Genomic DNA, 19,305 nt, shown 5'->3' with positions numbered 1-19,305 from the left:
CTCACACGTCTAGCAAGCGGGACGATTGTCCAGGGAGGGCCCATGCAGCGTGTCCGGTTTCTCGCACGGGCCACCGCCCTGGCGGTGGTCGTGCTGGTCGGTGTCGGCGCCTGTGCGCTCGATCCGCAGACGGAAGGCGCCGGGGGGAGCACCCCCGGCCCGGTCGGGCTGACGGAGGAAGCATCGGGGGCGAGCGCGTCGCCCGCGCCGGAGCAGCCGGCCACGTCCCCGTCGGCGCAGCCGAGCCGGACGGCCTCGCCGAAACCCTCCCGGTCGCCGGAGGCGACGAAGACGACCAAGCCCAAGCCCAAGCCGAGCGCGTCCGCCGGGTGCCCGCAGGGTGAGCACCAGCGGGCCGTGGAGACGTACCTGACCCGGCTGGGCGGCTTCGGGACGCTGACCGTGGACGGCGAGCAGTCCGCCGCCGACTGCGCGGCGATCAAGAAGTTCCAGATCCGGTACGAGATCAGCCCGTCCTCCGGCCGCGCCGGGCCCACCACGTACGACGTGGCGAAGCGGCTCGCCGCCACCGACACCGCGCGGTGCAAGGGCGGTTCCCGGCTCACCTTCTGCGTCGACCTGACCCGGCAGACGGTCTGGGCGATGCGCGGCGGCACCGTGGTGATGGGCCCGACAGTCACCCGTACGGGCATGTCCGGCTACGCCACCCCGGCCGGCACGTACTCGGTGGGCCGGAAGAACCCGCGCGAGTGGTCCAACCCGTACGAGGTGTGGCTGCCGTACTGGCAGCAGTTCAACGGCGGGATCGGCTTCCACGAGACCACCACCTACCTGCACAACGGCGCGATCGGCTCGCACGGCTGCGTCAACCTGCTGCACCGCGACGCGGTACGCCTGTGGGAGTTGGGCTCGGTCGGCACCCGCGTGGTGGTGATCGGCCGCCGCCCCGGCACCTGAGCCGGCCCGGGGCCCGCCCGCACCCGTGTCCGGACCGCCCGGATCAGGGTTTTAACCCCTGTCCGCGCGGTCCGGTTGGTGTAACCCTGGAAGCCGGGTCCATGCCGGTACGGGGAGGGACTGCCATGACCGTTGACCAGGACGTGCTTCCCGAGGACGAACGGGCGCGGCAGCAGGAGGTGCCCACGGCGGTGGTGCTCGCCTACGCGGCCGCCGCGGCGGGGGTGTTCGGCTGGTTCCTGTTCGGGCTGCTGGTGCAGCAGCAGGGCTTCGTCGACTCGGTGGGTGAGGCGGCCGGCACCGCGTTCGCGTTGCTGCTGGCCGTGTCGGTGATCGGCACGCTGCGCCGCAACGGGGAGTAGCTCACTCCTCCAGCACGGCGGCCGTGATCCGGTGCAGCGCGAACGTGTGCAGCATCTCCGTCCGGTCGTCCTCGGCGCGCAGATAGCCCGCGCCGATCGACACCGGCCGGACCAGCCGGGACGCGGTCGCCCCGTGCGCGTCGACGTAGCCCACCCAGACCAGCGCCTTGTCCCGTACCGCCTGCTGGAGCACCGCCAGCGCGTCGCCGTGCCCGGACACGGGCGCGGGGCCGCCCGCCGCCGCGCCACCGCGGACCACCGCCGGGGCCCGCCGTGCGGCCCGGGCCGCCGCCTCGCCCCGGCGGATCTGCTCCACCACGCCGAGCAGGCGGGGCATCGGCAGCTTCGGCGTGGCGAGCGGGTCGACCGCACGACCGCTCGCGGTACGGGCCGGCGCCCGCCGGGTCTTCGGGCGTGCCAGCACCATCACTCCGCTGGCGTCCTCGGGCACCGGGGCGTACCCGGCGTCGCGCAACGCGGTGAGCATCCGGTTGACCTGGTACGGGGTGACCAGCACCGTGGGCGCGAGCCGGCGGAACGCCAGCGGCTCCAGTCGCCGGTCCGCCTGGACCTCGCTGAGCAGCGCCTCGTCGTCGCTGCGCACGTACGCGCCGGCCGACCCGACGCGCAGCCCGCCGTGCTTGCGGGCCGCGTCGTCGACCAGGTAGGTCAGGCCCTGCGGCACCGGGGTGCGCGACCGTCGGCGGAACAGCGCGTGCAGGTCGTCGGCGGTGTAGCCGGCGTCGAGCGCCCGCCTGATGCTCGCCGTGGTGACCCGGTGCACGCTGGCGCCGCCCGCCGACTCGTGCTCGGCCACCACGTCCAGCTCGGCGGCGAGCGCCGGGTCGGGCGGGCCGGGCACCACCACCGTCAGGTCGGCCTGCACCAGGACGTGGTCGACCGGGGCGGGCAGCAGCGCGTCCAGCGCCCGTACCGTCGTCGAGGCGTCGCCCGACTCGGCGTCGGAGCGCAGCCCGAGCGGGTCGTCGCCGCGCTCGTCGGCCTCGGTCAGCTCGGCGAGCAGCAGCCGCCCGTACGAGGTGAGCGCGCCGAGCCCGGTCACGCCCAGCGTGGCGGCCTCGGCGAGCACCTCCCGGTGCGCCGCCTCCCGCCCCCGGGCCCGCCGGGGCGCGCGCCAGTCCAGCAGCTCCAGCACCTCGTCCGGGGTAGGGGCGGTGCCGGGTGGCAGATCGGCCAGCACGGCGAGCACCGCGCGCCGGGCGGCCGGGGCACCGGCCCGTTCCGCCTCGGCGGAGAGCACCGAGATGGGCCGGTCCCGGTCGTCGCGCTGGCCGATCAGACCGGCCTGGCGGGGCATCGACATCCAGGCGCGGGCGAGCTGCTCCCAGCGCTGGGCCAGCGACACCGCGCGCCACACCTCGTACCCGCCGGTGGGCAGGATCTGCTGGTCACCGCCGTACCGGGTGGTGGCCGCGCCGGTCAGCTCCATCTCCCCGGTCAGCCCGGCCGCGTACGCCACCTCGAACAGCAGCGCGGTGGTCGGCTCGTCCAGCCCGAGCCCGCGGGCGAGCCGCCGCAGGTCGCGGACGCCGACGCCGCCGGAGCGCAGCACCGGGGCGGGTTCCGCGGTCAGCGCCTCCAGCATCGCCTCGATGTGCCGGACCACCTCCATGGTCTGCCCGGCCCCGGCCGAGTCGACGGACTTGACCTCGCGCGGCGGCCCGGACACCGCCGGTGGGCTGGTGCGCAGCGGGCCGAGCGGACCGGCGTCGCGGCGCAGCACCAGCCCCACCTCGCGGGGCAGCTCGACGGTGCCGTTGCGGCCGCCGGACATCCGGACCAGCAGCCGGTGCTCGACCAGCCAGCGGATCGGCGAGCCGGTCGGGGCGCCGCCGTTCACCAGGTCCGGCGGGAGCACGTCCTCGGCGCCGGTGGCGGGGGCCTCCAGCGCGCCGGGCGCCACGGTTCCGACCGGTGGCCCGGCGGCGAGCCGGTCCAGGACGGCACGGGCCGAGGGCGGCGCGGACAGCAGCGTTCGCCGCAGTTTCGCCGGGTCCGCGCAGAGCGCGGCCGCGCGCGGGTCCAGCTCCGCCGCCGGTCGCCCCAGCCCTGCCGGGTACGGGGACACCTCGTCGATGCCGCCGGCCACGCACAGGGCGTGCTCGGGGCCGTACAGCAGGAACCGGGCCCGGAGCCGGTCGACGGCGGCGCGGACCGCTGTGGGTGCGGGCGGCTGCGGCCCGGCGGTGGCCATGGCCAGGATCTGGTCGGTGGAGGTGGCGCCCTCCGGATCGCGGGTGAGCCGGGCGGCGTCGAGGATCTGGAGGGTGAACTGGTCCAGCCCGTCGAGCGCCCGGGCCACGGAGACCCGGGACTGGGCGCGCAGGGCGAGGGCGGACACGTCGGCCGGCACCGGCACGACGAGGTCCGGCCGCAGTTGGAGCAGGGCGGCCAGGGACTCGTCGGGGAGGGCCCGCAGGTGGTCGGCGAGTGAGGTGGTCATCGTCGTACCACGCTAGCCCGCTGGGTACGTTCTCGGCATGCCTCCGCTGATGGTCGGCTTCGACCTCGACATGACACTGGTCGACTCGCGCCCCGGTATCGCGGCCGCCTACCGGGCGTTGACCGAGCGCACGGGCGTGCCGGTCGACGCTGACCTGGCCGTCTCCCGGCTGGGCCCGCCGCTGCGTACCGAGCTGGCGCACTGGTTCCCGCCGGAGCGCGTCGAGGAGGCGGTAACGCTCTACCGGGAGCTGTATCCGGCGTACGCGATCACTCCGACCGTGCCGATGCCGGGTGCGGAGGCCGCGCTGCGCGCGGTGCGGGAGCGCGGTGGGCGGGTGATGCTGGTGACCTCCAAGATCGGGCGGTTGGCGAAGCTGCACCTGGACCACCTCGGGCTACCAGTGGACGAGCTGGCCGGGGACGTGTTCGCCGAGCAGAAGGCGGTCGCCTTACGCGAGCACGGTGCCACGCTGTACGTCGGCGACCACGTGGCCGACATGGCCGCCGCGCGGGCGGCGGGAATCCCGGGCGTGGCAGTGGCGACCGGTCCCTGCCCGGCCGACGAACTGACCGAGGCCGGGGCGTACCTGGTACTTGATGATCTCGTCGAATTCCCGAGGGCGCTGGACCGGATCATCGGGCTAGCCTTGGAGGGGTAGACGGTTCGAGTGGAGCGGGGTTCAACAGGTGCCGACGGGTCGAGTGAAGTGGTACGACGCCGCCAAGGGGTACGGGTTCGTCACCAGTGACGAGGGTGGCGACGTGTTCCTGCCGAAGGGCGCGCTACCGGCGGGTGTCGCCGACCTGAAGGGTGGCCAGCGGGTCGATTTCAGCGTGGTCGACAGCCGGCGGGGCGCCCAGGCGATGGGGGTCAAGCTGCTGGAGGCCCCGCCGTCGGTGGCGGAGCTGCGCCGCCGGCCGGCGGAGGAACTTCACGGCCTGGTGGAAGACATGATCAAGGTGCTGGAGGCGAAGGTGCAGCCGGACCTGCGCCGGGGTCGCTTCCCGGACCGCAAGGCCGCCCAGAAGATCGCTCAGCTGGTCCACGCGGTGGCGCGCGAGCTGGAGGTCTGAGGCACGAGCCCGGCGTCGGCGGCCCGGCCCAGCAGCGCCTCCACCGCGGCGAAGCCGGCCTCTCCCAGGTCGGCGGTGAACTCGTTGACGTAGAGGCCGATGTGCCGGTCCACCACGTCGGGCTCCATCTCCTGCGCGTGCGCGAGGACGTACTCCCGGCTGGCCTCCGGGTCGGCCCACGCCTGGCGTACCGACTCGCGGATCCAGGCGGCGGCCTCGACCGGGTCGACAGCGCCCCGCCGGGCCAGGATCGCGCCGAGCGGGATCGGCAGCCCGGTGTCGCCCTCCCACCACTCGCCCAGGTCGACCAGCGCGGTCAACCCGTGCCGCGGGTAGGTGAAGCGCGCCTCGTGGATGACCAGGCCCGCGTCGTACCGGCCGGCGGCCACGCCCGGCATGATCTCGTGGAACGGCACCACCTCGATGCGCGCCGGGGCCTGGCCGGCCGCCCAGAGGCGGAACAGCAGGTACGCCGTGGTCCGCTCGCCGGGCACCGCCACCGTCGCGCCGGACAGGTCGGTCCGGTCCCCCCGGGTCAGCACCAGCGGGCCGCAGCCCCGGCCAAGCGCGCCGCCGCAGGGCAGCAGGTGGTAGTCGTCGAGCAGCCAGGGCAGCGCCGCGTAGCTCACCTTTACCAGGTCGAACGCCCCCCGCTCGGCGGCGGTGTTCGTGACGTCGACGTCCGCGTAGGTCACCTCGACCGCGGGCGCGCCGGGCACGCGGCCGTGCACCAGGGCGTCGAAGACGAACGTGTCGTTGGGGCAGGGGGAGATCGCCAGGGAGAGCGCCACTGTCCCACCGTAACCCCGGCGCCCGGCCCGCCGGTCACGGCGTCCGGTGTGACGTCCAGCCGTCCCGGTGCAGCCGCTCGATGCCGTCCAGCAGCAGGTCCAGCGCGAACTCGAACTCGAACTGGTCGTCGCAGCCCGGCCCGACGACGGAGTCGTCGTCGTGGGACGCCGCCGTGGCGATGGCCGCGAGGTTGGGGAACCGGGCGGCCATCTCCGGCGGCAGATCGGCCGGCGCCTCGGGCACCGTCGCGCCGGACCGGCCGGCCTGCCGGGAGGCGTCGAACAGTTCCTGGCTGAAGCCCAGCACCCGGCTGCCCAGCGCGTGCATGACGTGGTGAGCCAGGTCGGTGGAGAATCCGCCCGCCCGCAACGCGCCGACAGTCGAGTCGAGGTAGGCGAGCACGGCCGGTGTGGCCATGGTCCGGGACTCGATCGCCAGCGAGGCCCAGGGGTGGCGGAGCAGCATCCGTCGCGCCGACAGGACGCGGCGGCGGATCGCCTGCTTCCAGTCGCCGGCGGCCGGCGGGTCGATCTCCGCGACGACGATGTCGATCATGCCGTCGAGCAGTTCGTCCTTGTTGGCGACGTGCTTGTAGAGGGCCATCGGCACGACGCCCAGATCCTGCGCGAGGTTGCGCATGCTGAGCGACTCGATCCCGGTCTGGTCGGCGAGCGCGACGGCGGCACGCAGGACGCGGTCCCTGGTCAGGGGTGCCCGGCGCACCGTTTCCACCTGCTCAGCCATGTCGTCCCCAGTCCTCCCGGTGGCCGTTGACACAGTAACCGCCTTGACTGGTGTACGGCGTACACCTAGCCTGGTCCTATCAGGGTGTACGCCGTACACCTGGGAGGGAGTGGGACATGAAGGCGATCGTCCAGGACCGGTACGGCCCCCCGGAGACACTCACGCTCGCCGACGTCGAGACGCCCGAGCCCGGCCCCGGTGACGTCCTCGTCCGGGTCGAGGCCGCCGCGTTGAACGCGTACGACTGGCACGTCATGCGCGGCGACCCCCGGCTGTCGCGGCTGGCGCTCGGCCTCGGGCGGCCCCGGGCCCGCGTCCGTGGCCGCGACTTCGCCGGCCGGGTCGAGGCAGTCGGCGCCCAGGTGCGGCAGGTGCGCCCCGGCGACGCCGTCTTCGGTGACCTCGGCGAGGCCGACGGCGCGTTCGCCGAGTACGTGTGCGTACCCGAGCACCTGGTCGCGCCGCGGCCGGCGAACCTGACGCCGGCGCAGGCGGCGGCCCTGCCGCTCGCAGGCGTCACCGCGCTCCAGGGGCTGCGGGACGCCGGGCAGGTCCGGCCCGGTCACCGCGTCCTGATCAACGGGGCCTCCGGCGGCGTCGGCACGCTCGCCGTCCAGCTGGCGAAGGCGCTCGGCGCGACGGTTACCGGCGTGTGCAGCACCCGCAACGTCGCGCTGGTCCACTCGCTCGGCGCGGACCACGTGGTCGACTACACCCGCGACGACTTCACCCGCGCGGGAGACCGCCACGACGTGGTGTTCGACCTCGTCGGCAACCACTCCCTGACCGCGCTGCGGCGCGCGCTCACGCCGGCCGGGACGCTCGTGCTCTCCGGCGGCGGCGTCTACCGCGGCGGCAGCCTGCTCGGCCCCGTCGGGCTGCTGGCGCGGGGACGGCTGCTGGCGCCGTTCGTCCGGCAGCGCGTCGTCGTCCTCGCCACGTCACCCGGCCGGGCGCACCTCGACGCGCTGCGCGAGTACGCCGAGGCCGGCCGCCTCACGCCGGTCGTCGACCGCGCCTACCCGCTGCACGAGGTGCCCGAGGCCGTCCGCTACCTGGAAGCCGAGCACGCGCGAGCCAAGGTCGTCATCACGGTCTGAGGCCGTCCGTCCCCAGCCCGACGAGTTGTCCACAGGGTTGTCCACAGGTGGACAAGATCAGTGGAGGGCGGCAGCGGCGGCGGTGAGCGCGGTGAACGCCTCGCGCATGCGCCACGCGCTCCGGTCGCGCGGGCCGATCGGGTTGGAGACGGTCCGCAGCTCGGCGAAGGGCACACCGGCCTGGGCGGCGGCGACCGCCACGCCGTACCCCTCCATGGCCTCGGCCACCGCGTCCGGGTGCCGTTCGGCGAGCGCCGCGGTGCTGGCGGCGGTGCCGGTCACCGTGCTGACGGTGAGCACCGTGCCGACCGTGGCCCCCGGCAGCGCGGCGCGCAGACGGGCCAGCAGGCCCGGATCGGCGGGCACGGTCCGGCCGCCGCCCAGCAGCTCGGGAGGCATGCCCAGGTCCTCGACCGGGATGAAACCGCCCGGCGACTCGGCGCCGAGGTCGGCGGCGACGCTGCGGTCGGCGAGCACCGTGCCGCCCACAGCGACCCGGCCGACGAACCCTCCGGCGATGCCGGCGCTGACCACCGCCCGGTACGGCCGCCCGGCCGCCTCGGCCAGCGCCAGCAGCCGCGCCGTGGCAGCCCCGGCGACGGCCGGGCCGACCCCGACCGGCAGCACCGTGACATCCGGCGGCGTCACGCGCGATGTCGTCCGGTCCGGTGCGGTGAGCCCGGCACGGATCGCCTCGGCCTCGGCCGGCACGGCCGTGACCACGAGCAAGCCGCTCACGCCACCGGCCCCCGGGGATCGCGCCGCTCGGTGTCCTCGACGCCGCCGGGGCCGCCCACCGAGGAGGACGGCCGGTAGATGTGGAAGCCGGGCGGCGCCAGCCCGTCGTCGTCCGGCGGGCCGGGGCGCTGCGGCGCCGGTGACGTGGGCGCCGGGTCGTCGAACGAGGTGGCGGCCGGTTCCTCGGCCCGGGCGGCCTGCTCCGCCCCCAGTTCCTCGTCGCCCAGCGGCCGGCCGGCCAGGTGCTCGCCGCGCAGCTTGCCGGCGACCAGCACGCCGCGTACGGCCACCAGCGCGGCCACCACGGCGGCCACCGTCACGCCGACCAGACCGGTGAACGGCACCAGCCCGAGCCCGCCCCCGGCCACGAACGCCAGCATCAGCGCGGTCTCCGAGTGCGCGAACGAGCTGGCCCGCAGCCGCTCCGGGATGCGTTCCTGGATCGAGGCGTCCACCGCGAGCTTGGCGATCCCGCTCATCATCGCGGCCACCAGGCAGAGCAGCGCCACCATCGGCAGCGAGAACTTCAGCGCGGCGAGCACCGCCACGCCGGCCACCACTATCGTGCCGCTGGACTGCAGGGCGGTCGGCCGGTGGATGCGCAGCCGCGTGCCGAGCGCGGTGGCCAGGAACGTGCCGACCGCCAGCGCGCCGCCGACCAGGCCCAGCGCGCCCTGGGCGCCGAGGTCGCGGCCGAAGAAATCGGTGGTCAGGTCACCGGCCTTGATCGCGAAGGCCAGGAACAGCAGCAGGAAGCCGTAGAGCCCGCGCAGCGCCGCCGCGCCGATCAGCGTGGCGATCACCAGCCGGCCGCTGGGGCGGCCCCGGCCCAGCGGGCGCTCGCCGTCCCGGCGGCGCAGCGCGCGCAGCGGGTGCGGCAACCGCTCGGGCGGCTCGGAGTCGGCCTTCGGCGGCAACCGGAGCGAGATCACCATGCCGATCACGAAGATCACCGAGGCGACCCGAAGCGGCCACTGCGGCCCGAACCAGAACGCGGCCAGCCCGATCGGCGCGACGAGCGCGCCGGCCACCGTGCCGTAGACGCTCGCTCGCGCGCCGACCTGGGACAGCCCCAGCCCTTCGGGGAGCAGCCGCGGCACCGCCGCCGAGCGGGCCACCCCGTACGCGCGGGAGAGCGCGAGCACGCCGAACGCCGCCGGGTAGAGCCCGAAGCCGCCGATGTAGTCGGAGATCAGCCAGGCCAGGAACGCCCGGCCGAGCATGGTGGCGGCCAGCGCGTACCGCCGGCCGTGACGGAAGTGGTCGAGCAGCGGGCCGACCACCGGGGCGAGCATGGCGAACGGAACCATGGTCACCAGCAGGTAGAGAGCCACCTTGTTGCGCGCCTCGCCGAGCGGCACGTCGAAGAAGATCGTCCCGGCCAGGCCGATCGCGATGAGCGTGTCACCGGCGCAGGAGAGCGCGTGCAGGTCGAACAGGCGGACCATGCCCACCTCGTTGCCCGCGCTGCGGGCCCGGGCGGTGCCGGCCCGCCGGGTCATCCAGCGCCCGCCGCGCATCGAGCCCCGCAGCAGCAGCCGGGTGGCGCGGATGCCGGTGCCGACGGTCCGCCCGAGGAAGGAGCGGCCGGAGCGGGAGGACAGCGCCATGCGTCCCATCCTCGCCCATCCGCTTCACGTGTGCCGCATCACCCGGAGAGAATGACTCCGGGGGAGTGCCTGTCGCTCGTGGACGGGCATGGGGAACAATGGTCGGGTGACCAGGCCCGCCTCCGCCCGCGCTCCCCGGCTCGACCAGGTCTGCGCCGCCGCCGTCGAGGTGGCCCGCGACGCGATCACCGAGGTGGAGCCCACCGACATCGGCGATCATCTCCAAGCGGTCGCCGAGGGCGATCGGGTCGTCACCCACTACTTCGAGTGCCGGATGGCCGGTTATCGCGGCTGGCGCTGGGCCGTCACCGTCACCCGGGTGCCGCGCAGCCGGCACGTCACCATCTGCGAGACGGTGCTGCTGCCCGGCCCGGACGCGCTGCTCGCCCCGGGCTGGCTGCCCTGGCAGGAGCGGCTCAAGCCGGGCGACCTGGGCCCCGGCGATCTGCTGCTCACCCCGGCCGACGACGAGCGGCTCGCTCCCGGCTATCTGCTCTCCGACGACCCGGCCGTGGAGGAGACCGCCTGGGAGCTGGGCCTGGGCCGCCCCCGGGTGCTGTCCCGGGAGGGCCGCGCCGAGGCCGCCCAGCGCTGGTACGACGGCGACCACGGCCCGGACGCCGCGATCTCGGCGGCCGCGCCGGCCGCGGCCCGCTGCGGCACCTGCGGCTTCTACCTGCCGCTCGCCGGTTCGCTGCGCCTGGCCTTCGGTGCCTGCGGCAACTTCTACGCCCCGGACGACGGCCGGGTGGTGAGCGCCGACCACGGGTGCGGCGCGCACTCCGAGGCGCTTGTGGAGACGCCGGAGACGCCCGTCGACGAACTGCCCACCGTCTACGACGACAGCGCGGTCGAGGCGATGACCGTGAGCCGGGCCCTGGGCTCGGTGGAGGCGGCCGAGCCGGCGGAGCCGTACGGCCACCCCTGACCGGTCAGGGCTGTCGCAGCGTGGCGGCCGCGCGCCGGCGACGCCGGTTGGCGTCGTGCCGCATCATCACCGCCAGGCCGGGAAAGCCCCACAGGAAACCGGCGAGGCAGGTCCAGAGCCAGTTCTGACGCCCGGATTCGGTGAGCCAGTCCCGGAAGAAGACCAGTAGCACCAGGCCGGCCACCGCCCAGGCGATCAGCCCGGCGACGGCGAACGGCACCATCGGCGGGTCGAGCGGCTCCGGCCGCGGCTGTTGCTCCTGTGACACCGGCCCAGCGTACGTGATCGTTCTTCCCTGCCTGGTGGGTGATCTGGGACGATGCGCGCGACAAAGTCCAGCCGATAACCTAGATGAGGACCAGATGTCCATTGCTCCGCCGCCGGATCACGCCACGCCGCCCGATCCGGCGCACCCACGAAACGCCTTCGACCGCTTTTTCGAGATCTCGGCACGCCGGTCGACGCTGAGCCGGGAGATCCGAGGCGGCTTCGCGACGTTCTTCACGATGGCGTACATCGTGGTGTTGAACCCGCTGATCCTGGGCAGCGGGAAGGACGGCGACGGGCGTTCGCTCGCGATTCCGGCGCTCGCCGCCGCGACCGCGCTCGTCGCCGGCCTGATGACCATCCTGATGGGCGTGGTGGCCCGGTTCCCGATCGCGCTCGCGGCCGGTCTCGGCGTGAACGCGCTCGTGGCGTACGAGATCGCGCCGCAGATGACCTGGGCGGACGCGATGGGCCTGGTGGTCATCGAGGGTGTGCTGATCGGCATCCTGGTGCTCACCGGACTGCGTACCGCGGTGTTCCGCTCGGTGCCCACACAGCTCAAGACCGCGATCGGCGTCGGTATCGGTCTGTTCCTGACCATCATCGGCCTGGTCGACGCCGGTTTCGTCAGGCGGGTGCCGGACGCGGCGAACTCCACGGTGCCGGTGGGGCTGGGCATCAACGGCAAGATCGTCAGCTGGCCGATGCTGGTCTTCGTGGTCGGCCTGCTGGTCACCCTGGTCCTCGTGGTACGTCGGGTCCGGGGCGCGATCCTGATCGGCATCCTGGCCTCCACCGTGCTGGCCATCGTGGTCGAGGCGATCGCCAACGTCGGCCCGTCCTTCGTCGACGGCAAGCCGAACCCGAAGGGCTGGGCGCTGAACGTGCCCGAGCTGCCCAAGCAGATCGTGGACCTGCCCGACCTGTCGTTGCTGGGCCAGTTCAACGTGCTCAACTCGTGGAGCCGGGTCGGCTGGCTGGTGCCGCTGATGTTCATCTTCACGCTGCTGATCACGGACTTCTTCGACACCATGGGCACGATGGTGGCGATCGGCCAGGAAGGGGACATGCTCGACGAGACGGGCACCCCGCCGAAGGCCAAGGAGATCCTGCTCGTCGACTCGATCGCCGCCGCCGCTGGTGGCGCGGCCTCGGTGTCCAGCAACACCTCGTACATCGAGAGCGCCGCAGGCGTCGCGGAGGGCGCCCGGACCGGCGTGGCCAACCTGGTCACCGGCGCGTTGTTCCTGCTGGCCATGTTCCTGGCGCCGCTGTCGCTGATCGTGCCGTTCGAGGCTGCCTCGACGGCGCTGGTGGTGGTCGGCTTCCTGATGATGACGGCGGTCCGCACGATCGACTGGACCGACTACGAGATCGCCATCCCGGCGTTCCTCACCATCGCGCTGATGCCCTTCACCTACTCGATCTCGAACGGCATCGGCGCCGGCGTGATCAGCTTCGTGCTGCTGAAGGTGGCCAAGGGCAAGGCCCGCGAGGTCCACCCCCTGCTGTACGGGGTCGCCGCGCTGTTCGTCGTGTACTTCCTGCGCGGGCCGGTCGAGTCCGTGTTGCTCTGACGCTGGTGAGCCTGGTCATAACGCATGTCGTTAGCCAGGCTCATTAGTTAAGCTAACTAGTTGTGACGGAGCGAACGGTGACGGCGAGACGCGTGCCACCGGCGCAACTGGCCCCTCAGTTGCAAGATGCGATCACCCGGCTCAACCGGCGGGTCCGACAAGCCCGGCCGGTCGGCGACCTCACGGTCACCCAGTTGTCGGCGCTCACCAGCCTCAAGCTGGCGGGCGCCCTCACGCCACGGGAACTGGCGGACGTCGAACGGGTGCAGCCGCCCACGATGACGAAGATCGTCGCGAAGTTGGAAGAACGCGGCCTCGTGCAGCGTACTCCCCATCCGACCGACGGACGGCAGGTCATCCTGGCGGCGACCGAAGGGGGACGGGCCGTGCTCGACCAGTTCGAGCGGGCCCGGAACGAATGGCTGGCCATCCGGCTGGCCGCACTGACCGAGGACGAACGCGACACGCTGCAACGGGCCGCGGAAATCCTCCAGGGCATCGCTCGCGCCTGACACCGCCGACCGCGGTTCGCTTGGTCACACGTGGATGAAGCGTACCGACGCGAGGAGGCGCACCTAGAGTGCAGGCCAAGCTGAGCACGATGTTCCAGTCCCTACGAGTCCGTAACTACCGACTCTTCGCCACCGGACAGCTGATCAAACTGATCGGCGTCTGGATGATGTTCATCGCCCAGGACTGGCTCGTCCTCGAGCTCAGCGACAACTCCGCGACCGCCCTCGGCGTGGTCGTCGCGTTGCAGTTCACCCCCGTCCTCCTGCTCACGCTGCTGTCCGGCCGGCTCGCCGACCGCTACGACAAGCGGATGCTGCTCTTCGTCGCCAACGCGTTCTGGACCGTGCTGGCGCTCGCCATGAGCGTCCTGGTCCTCACCGGCCTGGTGCAGCTCTGGCACGTCTTCACGTTCGCCGCCCTGCTCGGCGTCGCGAACGCGGTCGAGACGCCGGTCCGCCAGGCGTTCGTCTCCGAGCTGGTCGGCATGTCGCTGCTGCCGAACGCGCTCTCGCTCAACGCGGCAGTGTTCAACTCCGCCCGGATCGTCGGCCCGGCCGTCGCCGGCCTGGCCATCGCCGCCGTCGACGTCGGCCCGGTCTTCCTGGTCACCGCGCTCAGCTCGATCGCCCCGCTGGTGAACGTCGTCCGGATGCGTACCGAGGAACTGCACCGCAAGGACCTGCCGCCGGTCGGCGAGCGGGACCAGGCCCGGGTGGTCGACGGCCTCCGGTACGTGGCGCGGCGCCCGGACATCCTGCTGCCGATGGTCCTCATGTCGGTGATCGGGATGAGCCTGTTCAACTTCCAGCTCACCCTCGCCGCGCTCGCGAAGACCGTGTTCAACACCGGCGCCGCCTCGTTCGGCCTGTTCAGCACCGCCCTCGCGGCCGGCGCGCTGGTCGGGGCGCTGGCCGGCACCGGACGGCGCAGCCGCCCCTCGGTCTGGCTCGTGCTCGGCGCCGCGATCGGCTGCGCGGTCTTCGGCACGCTCGTCGGGCTCGCCCCGGCGTACTGGCTGGTCGTGACGCTGCTGCTGCCCGCCGGGTTCTTCATGATCTACTTCGCCCAGGCCGCCAACCAGCGCGTACAGCTCGGTGTCGACGAGTCCTTCCGGGGACGGGTGATGGCGCTGTGGGTGCTGGTGTTCCTGGGCACCAACCCGGTCGGTGCGCCGGTGATCGGCTGGGTCGCCGAGACGTACGGCGCGGGCGCGAGCATCTGGGCCGGCGGCCTGATCTCGCTGACCGCCGCGCTGCTGGCGCTCGCCTGGCAGCTGCGCCGCTCCGGCGCCCGGCTGCGGCTGCGGATGCTGCCCCTGCCCCGGTTCTACGTGGTGTCAGCCGGCGCGAAGTGACGCCGATAGCCGGCCGTACCGGTCCGATTACCGAAACGGGTGGCGGGCCGGTGCGGTAGGGCTTAGCTTCGATGTGTGGAAGTAGGGCAGGGACTGCTCCTGGCGCTGGCGATCTTCACCGTCTGCTGCCTGCCCGCCCTGCTCGCGCTGCTGTTCTGCGCCGACGAGATCATCGACCGGGTCGCCTGCGGGTGGGCCGAGTGGCGGGAGCAGCGCCGGGAACGCCGCACCATCGCCCGGCTCGACCGGGCCATCGAGGCCGAGGCGCTGACCCGCGACATCGACCTCACCGAGTTCGACAAGGGCGGTCGCCGTCCGCTGGAACAACTCGCCACCGACCTGCGCCGACTCGGCGGCCACCGGCTCGCCGCGGTTGACCGCAGCGTGGTGTGGCACGGCGCGGTCATTGAGGCGTACGACGAACGGCTGCGCGCCGCCTGCCACGCGCTCGGCATCGCCGAGCATCTCGCTGAGCTGAACGGCGTCGACCGGGAGATCGAGCGGGTACGCGTCGAAGGGCTGCTGCACGCCGCCGGGCTGACCCTGCCGGCCGCCCGCGCCGCGCACCACCAGCGGCACCGCTGACCGGGTGCGTCTCTTCGCGGCGGTCTACCCGCCTGCCGTGGCGGTCGCGGACCTGACCGCCCGGATCGCGGGCCTGCGGGTCGCGGCCGCCCGCCACTCCCGCCTCGCCGACCCGGCCGGCCTGCACCTCACGCTCGCCTTCCTCGGCGAGGTGCCGGACGACCGGCTGGCCGACGTGGAGCGCGCGCTCGCCTCGACCGCGCGGACGGCTCGTGCGCCTCGGCTACGCCTCGCCGGTGGCGGCAGCTTCGGTCAGGGCCGGTCCACAGTGCTCTGGGCCGACGTGCGCGGCGAGGTCGGGGCACTCGACGCGCTCGCCCGTTCGATCCGCGGCAGGCTGCGCGAGGCCGGGCTGCCCTGTGACGACAAGCCGTTCCGGGCGCACCTGACCATCGCACGTCCCGGCGACAAGGTGCCCGAGGCCGACCTCCGCGCCGACCTGCAGACCCTGGACGGCTACACCGGCCCGGAGTGGCCCGCCGACCGCCTCGCCCTGGTCCACAGCCACCCCGGCCCACCCACCCGCCACACCCGGGTAACCACCTGGCCCCTGTAGCATCCCGCCCCTGTCCGCCCGCACCCCTTCCCGCGATCTTGCAGTTTGTGCCCCGCGCGAGGGCGGTTCGGGCGTTTTGCCGGGGCACAAACTGCAAGATCGGCGGGGTCGAGGGTGAGGGGGTTACCAGGCCCAGGCCTCGGGGCCCGGGCCTCCGTTGCCCACGGGCGGGAACAACTCGTCGAGACGAGTGAGGGTGGGCTCGTCCAGGTGGACGTCGAGTGCGCCCAGGTTGCGGTCGAGCTGGTCCAGGGTGCGCGGACCGACGATCGGGGCGGTCACGCCCGGCCGGGAGAGCAGCCAGGCCAGCGCCACGTCGGCCGGGTCGTGGCCGAGGTCGGCACAGAGCTTCTCGTACGCCTCGATGGTGTTGCGGTGCTCGGCCAGCGCGTCGGCCGAGCGGCCGGTGGTGCCGCGCGCCGCGCTGCCCTCGGCAATCTTGCGGATGATGCCGGAGAGCAGCCCGCCGTGCAGCGGCGACCAGGGGATGATGCCCAGGCCGTAGTGCTGCGCGGCCGGTACCACCTCCAGTTCGACGTGGCGGGTCAGCAGGTTGTAGATCGACTGCTCGGAGACCAGGCCGAGGAAGTTGCGCTGTCTGGCCGCGGCCTGCGCCTGCGCGATGTGCCAGCCGGCGAAGTTGGACGACCCGACGTAGATGACCTTGCCCTGGGCGACGAGCGTCTCCATCGCCTGCCAGATCTCCTCCCACGGCGTGGTCCGGGAGATGTGGTGCATCTGGTAGAGGTCGATGGTGTCGGTCTGGAGCCGGCGCAACGAGTCCTCGCAGGCCCGGATGATGTGCCGGGCGCTCAGGCCCTGCTCGTTGGGCCACTCGCCCATCTTGCCGTACACCTTGGTGGCGAGGACGACCTTGTCGCGGCGTCCGCCGCCCTGCGCGAACCAGCGGCCCACGATCTGCTCGGTGACGCCCTCACCGAGCTTCCAGCCGTAGACGTTCGCGGTGTCGAAGAAGTTGATCCCGTGTTCGAGCGCCCGGTCCATGATGGCGAAACTGTCCGGCTCGTCGGTCTGCGGACCGAAGTTCATCGTGCCGAGGCAGAGTCGGCTCACGGACAGACCGGTGCGTCCCAGGTTCGTGTACTCCATGACTCCACCCTGGCACGCCGGCACTTAGAGTGCCCTCTCAACGGGCCAGGGTGGAGCCGAGGATCAGGACGATTCGCGGGCCGCCGGGCCGGTGCCGAACAGCACGTCGTCCCAGCTCGGCAGCCGCTTGCGCGGCTTGCCGCCGGCCTCGGTGGACTCGGCGGCCGTGCCGCCGGCCGCCGCGGGGCCGGTGCGCCGAGGACGCAGCACGGCAAGCGAGGGTACGGCCGGGATCTCCTTCGGCGCGTCCGAGTCGTCGTCGAAGGCCGAACCCTGCCCGCCACCGAGCAGCGCGGCGGCACCACCGGCGACGGCCCGCTGACGGGGTGCCTCCGAGCCGGCCAGCGCGGCCGGGGACCGGGTGTCGAGACCACGCCCGGACGTGCCGCCGAGCGGCCGGTCCAGCGAGGCGAGCAGCGCGTCCCGGCCGGCACGGATCGGGTCACGCCCCGGACGGGCGTGCTCGGCTCCGGCCGGCAGGCCGTGCCCACCCCGGCTCGGCTCACCGCGCGACGGGCCGGGCAGCGCGTGACCGCCCCGCTCCCGCTCCGGCGCCGGCTCCTGGCCGAGGATCGGCGTGGGCCGCTCGGCGCAGAGGTATTGCGCCATGTCGTCGTGCGGGGCGACGTTCTGCCGGGTCTTGTCCAGATCCCACACCGCCTGCGCGGTGGCCTTGCCGGACGGCCAGGTCGCGATGATCCGCCAGGTGCCGTCGTCACGGCGGTAGGCGTCCCACGAGATCTTCTCGGTGTCGATGCCGTGCTGGGCCAGCCGGCCGTTGACGACCTCGGCCAGCGGGGTCGGCTTCTCGGCGCCCTTGAGCCGGGTGCGCCGGGCGTGCTGGGCGAGCATGGCCCGCTCCTGGAGCACCGGGCCGGCGTAACGCAGGACCCGGTCGACGGGCACGCCGGCGATGCGGGCGACGTCCTCCGCGGACTCGCCGGAACGGATCCGGGCCTGGATGTCCCGTGGGGACAGTGACGGTGTCAGGTCGGTGGCGCTCGGCACCACCACGAGCGGCGCGGCGCCCGGCTCGGCGTGCAGCGCCGACGCGATCCGCTCGTCGATGGGCAGCGCCAGGAGGCGCCCCACCTCGTCGGCGAGCACCAGGGCCTGGCCGTCCTCGGAGAGGGCGACGAAGCGTACTGGGCGCATCGGCTTGCCTCCGTCCCGCTTCGCTGGCCGTCACGCCACGGGAGCCGGCCACCCGGGCGTCTCGCACCACCGTACGCTCATCTACCCGCCGATGGGGATTGCGACACCCCGGCATGTCATGACTGAGCTGCGGTAACGATCACGGTGGGTGGCCGCCGGAGCCCCGACGGCCACGCACCGTGACGACGTGATCAGAGTCGCTCGACCACGTAGTCGATGGACGCGGTGAGCGCCTCGACGTCGGCCGGCTCGACGGCCGGGAACAGCGCCACCCGCAACTGGTTGCGGCCGAGCTTGCGGTACGGCTCGGTGTCGACGATGCCGTTCGCCCGCAGCACCTTGGCGATCGCCGTCGCGTCCACCCCGTCGGCGAAGTCGACGGTGGCGACCACGTTGGACCGCAGCGCCGGGTCCGACACGAACGGCGTGGCGAACGACGAGCGCTCGGCCCAGCCGTACACGATGCCGGCGCTCTCGGCGGTCCGCTTGGCCGCCCAGGCCAGCCCGCCCTGGGAGTTCATCCAGTCGGTCTGCTCCGCGGCCAGGAAGATGGTCGCCAGCGCCGGGGTGTTGTACGTCTGCTCCAGCCGCGAGTTGTCGATCGCGGTGACCAGGTCGAGGAAGGCCGGGATGTAGCGGCCGGACTCCTTGACCTCGGTGGCCCGGGCCAGCGCGGCCGGCGACATCAGGGCCAGCCAGAGCCCGCCGTCGGAGCCGAAGCACTTCTGCGGGGCGAAGTAGTAGACGTCGGTCTGGGCGACGTCCACGTCCAGCCCGCCCGCGCCCGAGGTGGCGTCGACCAGCAGCAGCGAGCCCTCGTCGGCGCCCGCCACCCGGCTGATCGGCACCGCGACGCCGGTGGAGGTCTCGTTGTGCGGGGTGGCGTAGACGTCCACGCCGGCCTCGGCCACCAGCGTCGGGGCGCTGCCCGCGTCGGACTTGCGGACGGTCGGCTCACCGAGGAACGGCGCGTCCTTGACGGACTTGGCGAACTTGGCGCCGAACTCGCCGAAGCTGGCGAACTGGGCCCGGTCACGGATCAGGCCGAACGTGGCGACCTCCCAGAACGCGGTGGTGCCGCCGTTGCCGAGCACCACCTCGTACCCCTCGGGCAGGGAGAAGAACTCGGCCAGGCCGCGGCGCAGCCGGGCCACCTCGTCGCGGACCGTCTTCTGCCGGTGCGACGTGCCCAGGTAGCTGGTGGCGACGTCGGCCAGGGCGGAGACCGCGGCCGGGCGAACCTTGGACGGGCCGCAGCCGAAACGTCCGTCGGCGGGCTTGAGGTCGTCGGGAATCCGGATGGTCGGTACGTCAGCCACGGTCTTCAAGATCCTTCCGCATGGGCGAGGACAGGCCCTTCGTGCGGGCTCGGACCGGTGGCCGGGTGTGCGCCGGGCGCACGAGGCGGCCGGGGTCCGAACCCGGCCGGCAGCGCTGCCGGCCTTCATCCTCCCAC

At 73.4% G+C, this 19,305-nt stretch carries 20 protein-coding genes; 11 read left to right on the top strand and 9 right to left on the bottom strand.

What is annotated here, in order from left to right; all coding sequences use genetic code 11:
• Window positions 1-42 precede the first annotated feature (42 nt).
• Both ACFYO8_RS05825 and ACFYO8_RS05820 read left to right on the top strand, forming a co-directional pair.
• On the top strand, window positions 43-918 hold the full coding sequence (locus tag ACFYO8_RS05825) for a L,D-transpeptidase (RefSeq protein WP_357707096.1): 876 nt from the start codon (window positions 43-45) through the stop codon (window positions 916-918).
• Between the two features lie 125 nt (window positions 919-1,043).
• Complete coding sequence (locus ACFYO8_RS05820) at window positions 1,044-1,280, top strand: hypothetical protein (RefSeq protein ID WP_269702695.1); 237 nt, start codon at window positions 1,044-1,046, stop codon at window positions 1,278-1,280.
• A 1-nt stretch (window position 1,281) separates the two neighbouring features.
• Here the strand turns inward: ACFYO8_RS05820 and ACFYO8_RS05815 are convergent, their stop codons facing one another.
• Entirely contained in the window at window positions 1,282-3,744 is a 2,463-nt protein-coding gene (locus tag ACFYO8_RS05815) for a helicase-associated domain-containing protein (RefSeq protein WP_357707099.1), read from the bottom strand.
• 37 nt (window positions 3,745-3,781) lie between these two features.
• On the opposite strand from ACFYO8_RS05815, the gene ACFYO8_RS05810 reads away from it, so the two are divergent.
• Window positions 3,782-4,405 (top strand): HAD hydrolase-like protein, encoded by a 624-nt coding sequence (locus ACFYO8_RS05810; protein ID WP_357707101.1) that lies wholly within the window; start codon window positions 3,782-3,784, stop codon window positions 4,403-4,405.
• Window positions 4,406-4,433: 28 nt separating this feature from the next.
• Window positions 4,434-4,820: a cold-shock protein gene (locus ACFYO8_RS05805; RefSeq protein ID WP_073826071.1), complete on the top strand. Its 387-nt coding sequence runs from the start codon at window positions 4,434-4,436 to the stop codon at window positions 4,818-4,820.
• Here the strand turns inward: ACFYO8_RS05805 and ACFYO8_RS05800 are convergent.
• Both ACFYO8_RS05800 and ACFYO8_RS05795 read right to left on the bottom strand, forming a co-directional pair.
• Window positions 4,781-5,611, bottom strand: coding sequence for a 1,4-dihydroxy-6-naphthoate synthase (locus tag ACFYO8_RS05800; RefSeq protein WP_357707103.1), 831 nt, complete (start codon window positions 5,609-5,611; stop codon window positions 4,781-4,783). The two genes, ACFYO8_RS05805 and ACFYO8_RS05800, sit on opposite strands and share 40 nt — an antisense overlap.
• 34 nt (window positions 5,612-5,645) lie before the next feature.
• Window positions 5,646-6,356, bottom strand: coding sequence for a TetR/AcrR family transcriptional regulator C-terminal domain-containing protein (locus ACFYO8_RS05795; protein ID WP_357707105.1), 711 nt, complete (start codon window positions 6,354-6,356; stop codon window positions 5,646-5,648).
• Between the two features lie 116 nt (window positions 6,357-6,472).
• Between ACFYO8_RS05795 and ACFYO8_RS05790 the strand changes: the two genes are divergently transcribed.
• Window positions 6,473-7,456, top strand: a complete 984-nt coding sequence (locus ACFYO8_RS05790) for an NAD(P)-dependent alcohol dehydrogenase (protein ID WP_357707107.1) — start codon at window positions 6,473-6,475, stop codon at window positions 7,454-7,456.
• A gap of 57 nt (window positions 7,457-7,513) precedes the next feature.
• Here ACFYO8_RS05790 and ACFYO8_RS05785 read toward each other — a convergent pair whose 3' ends face one another.
• Together ACFYO8_RS05785 and ACFYO8_RS05780 are read right to left on the bottom strand one after the other, a co-directional pair.
• Window positions 7,514-8,194, bottom strand: a complete 681-nt coding sequence (locus ACFYO8_RS05785) for a futalosine hydrolase (protein ID WP_357707109.1) — start codon at window positions 8,192-8,194, stop codon at window positions 7,514-7,516.
• A complete protein-coding gene (locus ACFYO8_RS05780) occupies window positions 8,191-9,804 on the bottom strand; it encodes an MFS transporter (protein WP_357707111.1) in 1,614 nt (537 codons plus the stop codon). The genes ACFYO8_RS05785 and ACFYO8_RS05780 overlap by 4 nt, the downstream gene beginning before the upstream one ends.
• Before the next feature lie 88 nt (window positions 9,805-9,892).
• Here ACFYO8_RS05780 and ACFYO8_RS05775 point away from each other — a divergent pair, with 88 nt between their 5' ends.
• Window positions 9,893-10,732, top strand: a complete 840-nt coding sequence (locus ACFYO8_RS05775) for a DUF3027 domain-containing protein (RefSeq protein WP_354868076.1) — start codon at window positions 9,893-9,895, stop codon at window positions 10,730-10,732.
• A gap of 4 nt (window positions 10,733-10,736) precedes the next feature.
• Here ACFYO8_RS05775 and ACFYO8_RS05770 read toward each other — a convergent pair whose 3' ends face one another.
• Complete coding sequence (locus ACFYO8_RS05770; RefSeq protein WP_354868079.1) at window positions 10,737-11,000, bottom strand: DUF2530 domain-containing protein; 264 nt, start codon at window positions 10,998-11,000, stop codon at window positions 10,737-10,739.
• A 94-nt stretch (window positions 11,001-11,094) separates the two neighbouring features.
• Between ACFYO8_RS05770 and ACFYO8_RS05765 the strand changes: the two genes are divergently transcribed.
• The 5 genes from ACFYO8_RS05765 to thpR all read left to right on the top strand — a co-directional run bounded on the left by ACFYO8_RS05765 (window position 11,095) and on the right by thpR (window position 15,584).
• Window positions 11,095-12,576, top strand: a complete 1,482-nt coding sequence (locus tag ACFYO8_RS05765; protein WP_354868081.1) for an NCS2 family permease — start codon at window positions 11,095-11,097, stop codon at window positions 12,574-12,576.
• A gap of 62 nt (window positions 12,577-12,638) precedes the next feature.
• The gene (locus tag ACFYO8_RS05760; RefSeq protein ID WP_354868084.1) at window positions 12,639-13,088 is read left to right on the top strand and encodes a MarR family transcriptional regulator; all 450 of its coding nucleotides are present in this window, start codon (window positions 12,639-12,641) and stop codon (window positions 13,086-13,088) included.
• A gap of 68 nt (window positions 13,089-13,156) precedes the next feature.
• Window positions 13,157-14,443 (top strand): MFS transporter, encoded by a 1,287-nt coding sequence (locus ACFYO8_RS05755; protein WP_354868086.1) that lies wholly within the window; start codon window positions 13,157-13,159, stop codon window positions 14,441-14,443.
• Window positions 14,444-14,518: 75 nt separating this feature from the next.
• Window positions 14,519-15,028: a hypothetical protein gene (locus tag ACFYO8_RS05750; protein ID WP_354868089.1), complete on the top strand. Its 510-nt coding sequence runs from the start codon at window positions 14,519-14,521 to the stop codon at window positions 15,026-15,028.
• Between the two features lie 4 nt (window positions 15,029-15,032).
• A complete protein-coding gene (gene thpR / locus ACFYO8_RS05745) occupies window positions 15,033-15,584 on the top strand; it encodes an RNA 2',3'-cyclic phosphodiesterase (protein ID WP_355094654.1) in 552 nt (183 codons plus the stop codon).
• A gap of 123 nt (window positions 15,585-15,707) precedes the next feature.
• On the opposite strand, the gene ACFYO8_RS05740 is transcribed toward thpR, so the two are convergent.
• From ACFYO8_RS05740 to serC, 3 genes are all read right to left on the bottom strand, one after another.
• Window positions 15,708-16,694 carry an aldo/keto reductase gene (locus ACFYO8_RS05740; RefSeq protein ID WP_355094656.1) on the bottom strand — a complete coding sequence of 329 codons (987 nt, stop codon included), beginning with the start codon at window positions 16,692-16,694 and terminating at the stop codon, window positions 15,708-15,710.
• Window positions 16,695-16,757: 63 nt separating this feature from the next.
• Window positions 16,758-17,849, bottom strand: a complete 1,092-nt coding sequence (sepH, locus tag ACFYO8_RS05735) for a septation protein SepH (RefSeq protein WP_354868096.1) — start codon at window positions 17,847-17,849, stop codon at window positions 16,758-16,760.
• 191 nt (window positions 17,850-18,040) lie between these two features.
• Window positions 18,041-19,168, bottom strand: coding sequence for a phosphoserine transaminase (serC, locus tag ACFYO8_RS05730; protein WP_354868098.1), 1,128 nt, complete (start codon window positions 19,166-19,168; stop codon window positions 18,041-18,043).
• Window positions 19,169-19,305: the final 137 nt, after the last annotated feature.

The sequence above is a fragment of the Micromonospora sp. NPDC005257 genome, from assembly GCF_042872445.1.
Taxonomy (GTDB): Bacteria; Actinomycetota; Actinomycetes; order Mycobacteriales; family Micromonosporaceae; genus Micromonospora.
The sequence above is the reverse complement of the archived record's forward strand: the minus strand, read 5'-3'. Positions and strand labels throughout refer to the sequence as shown.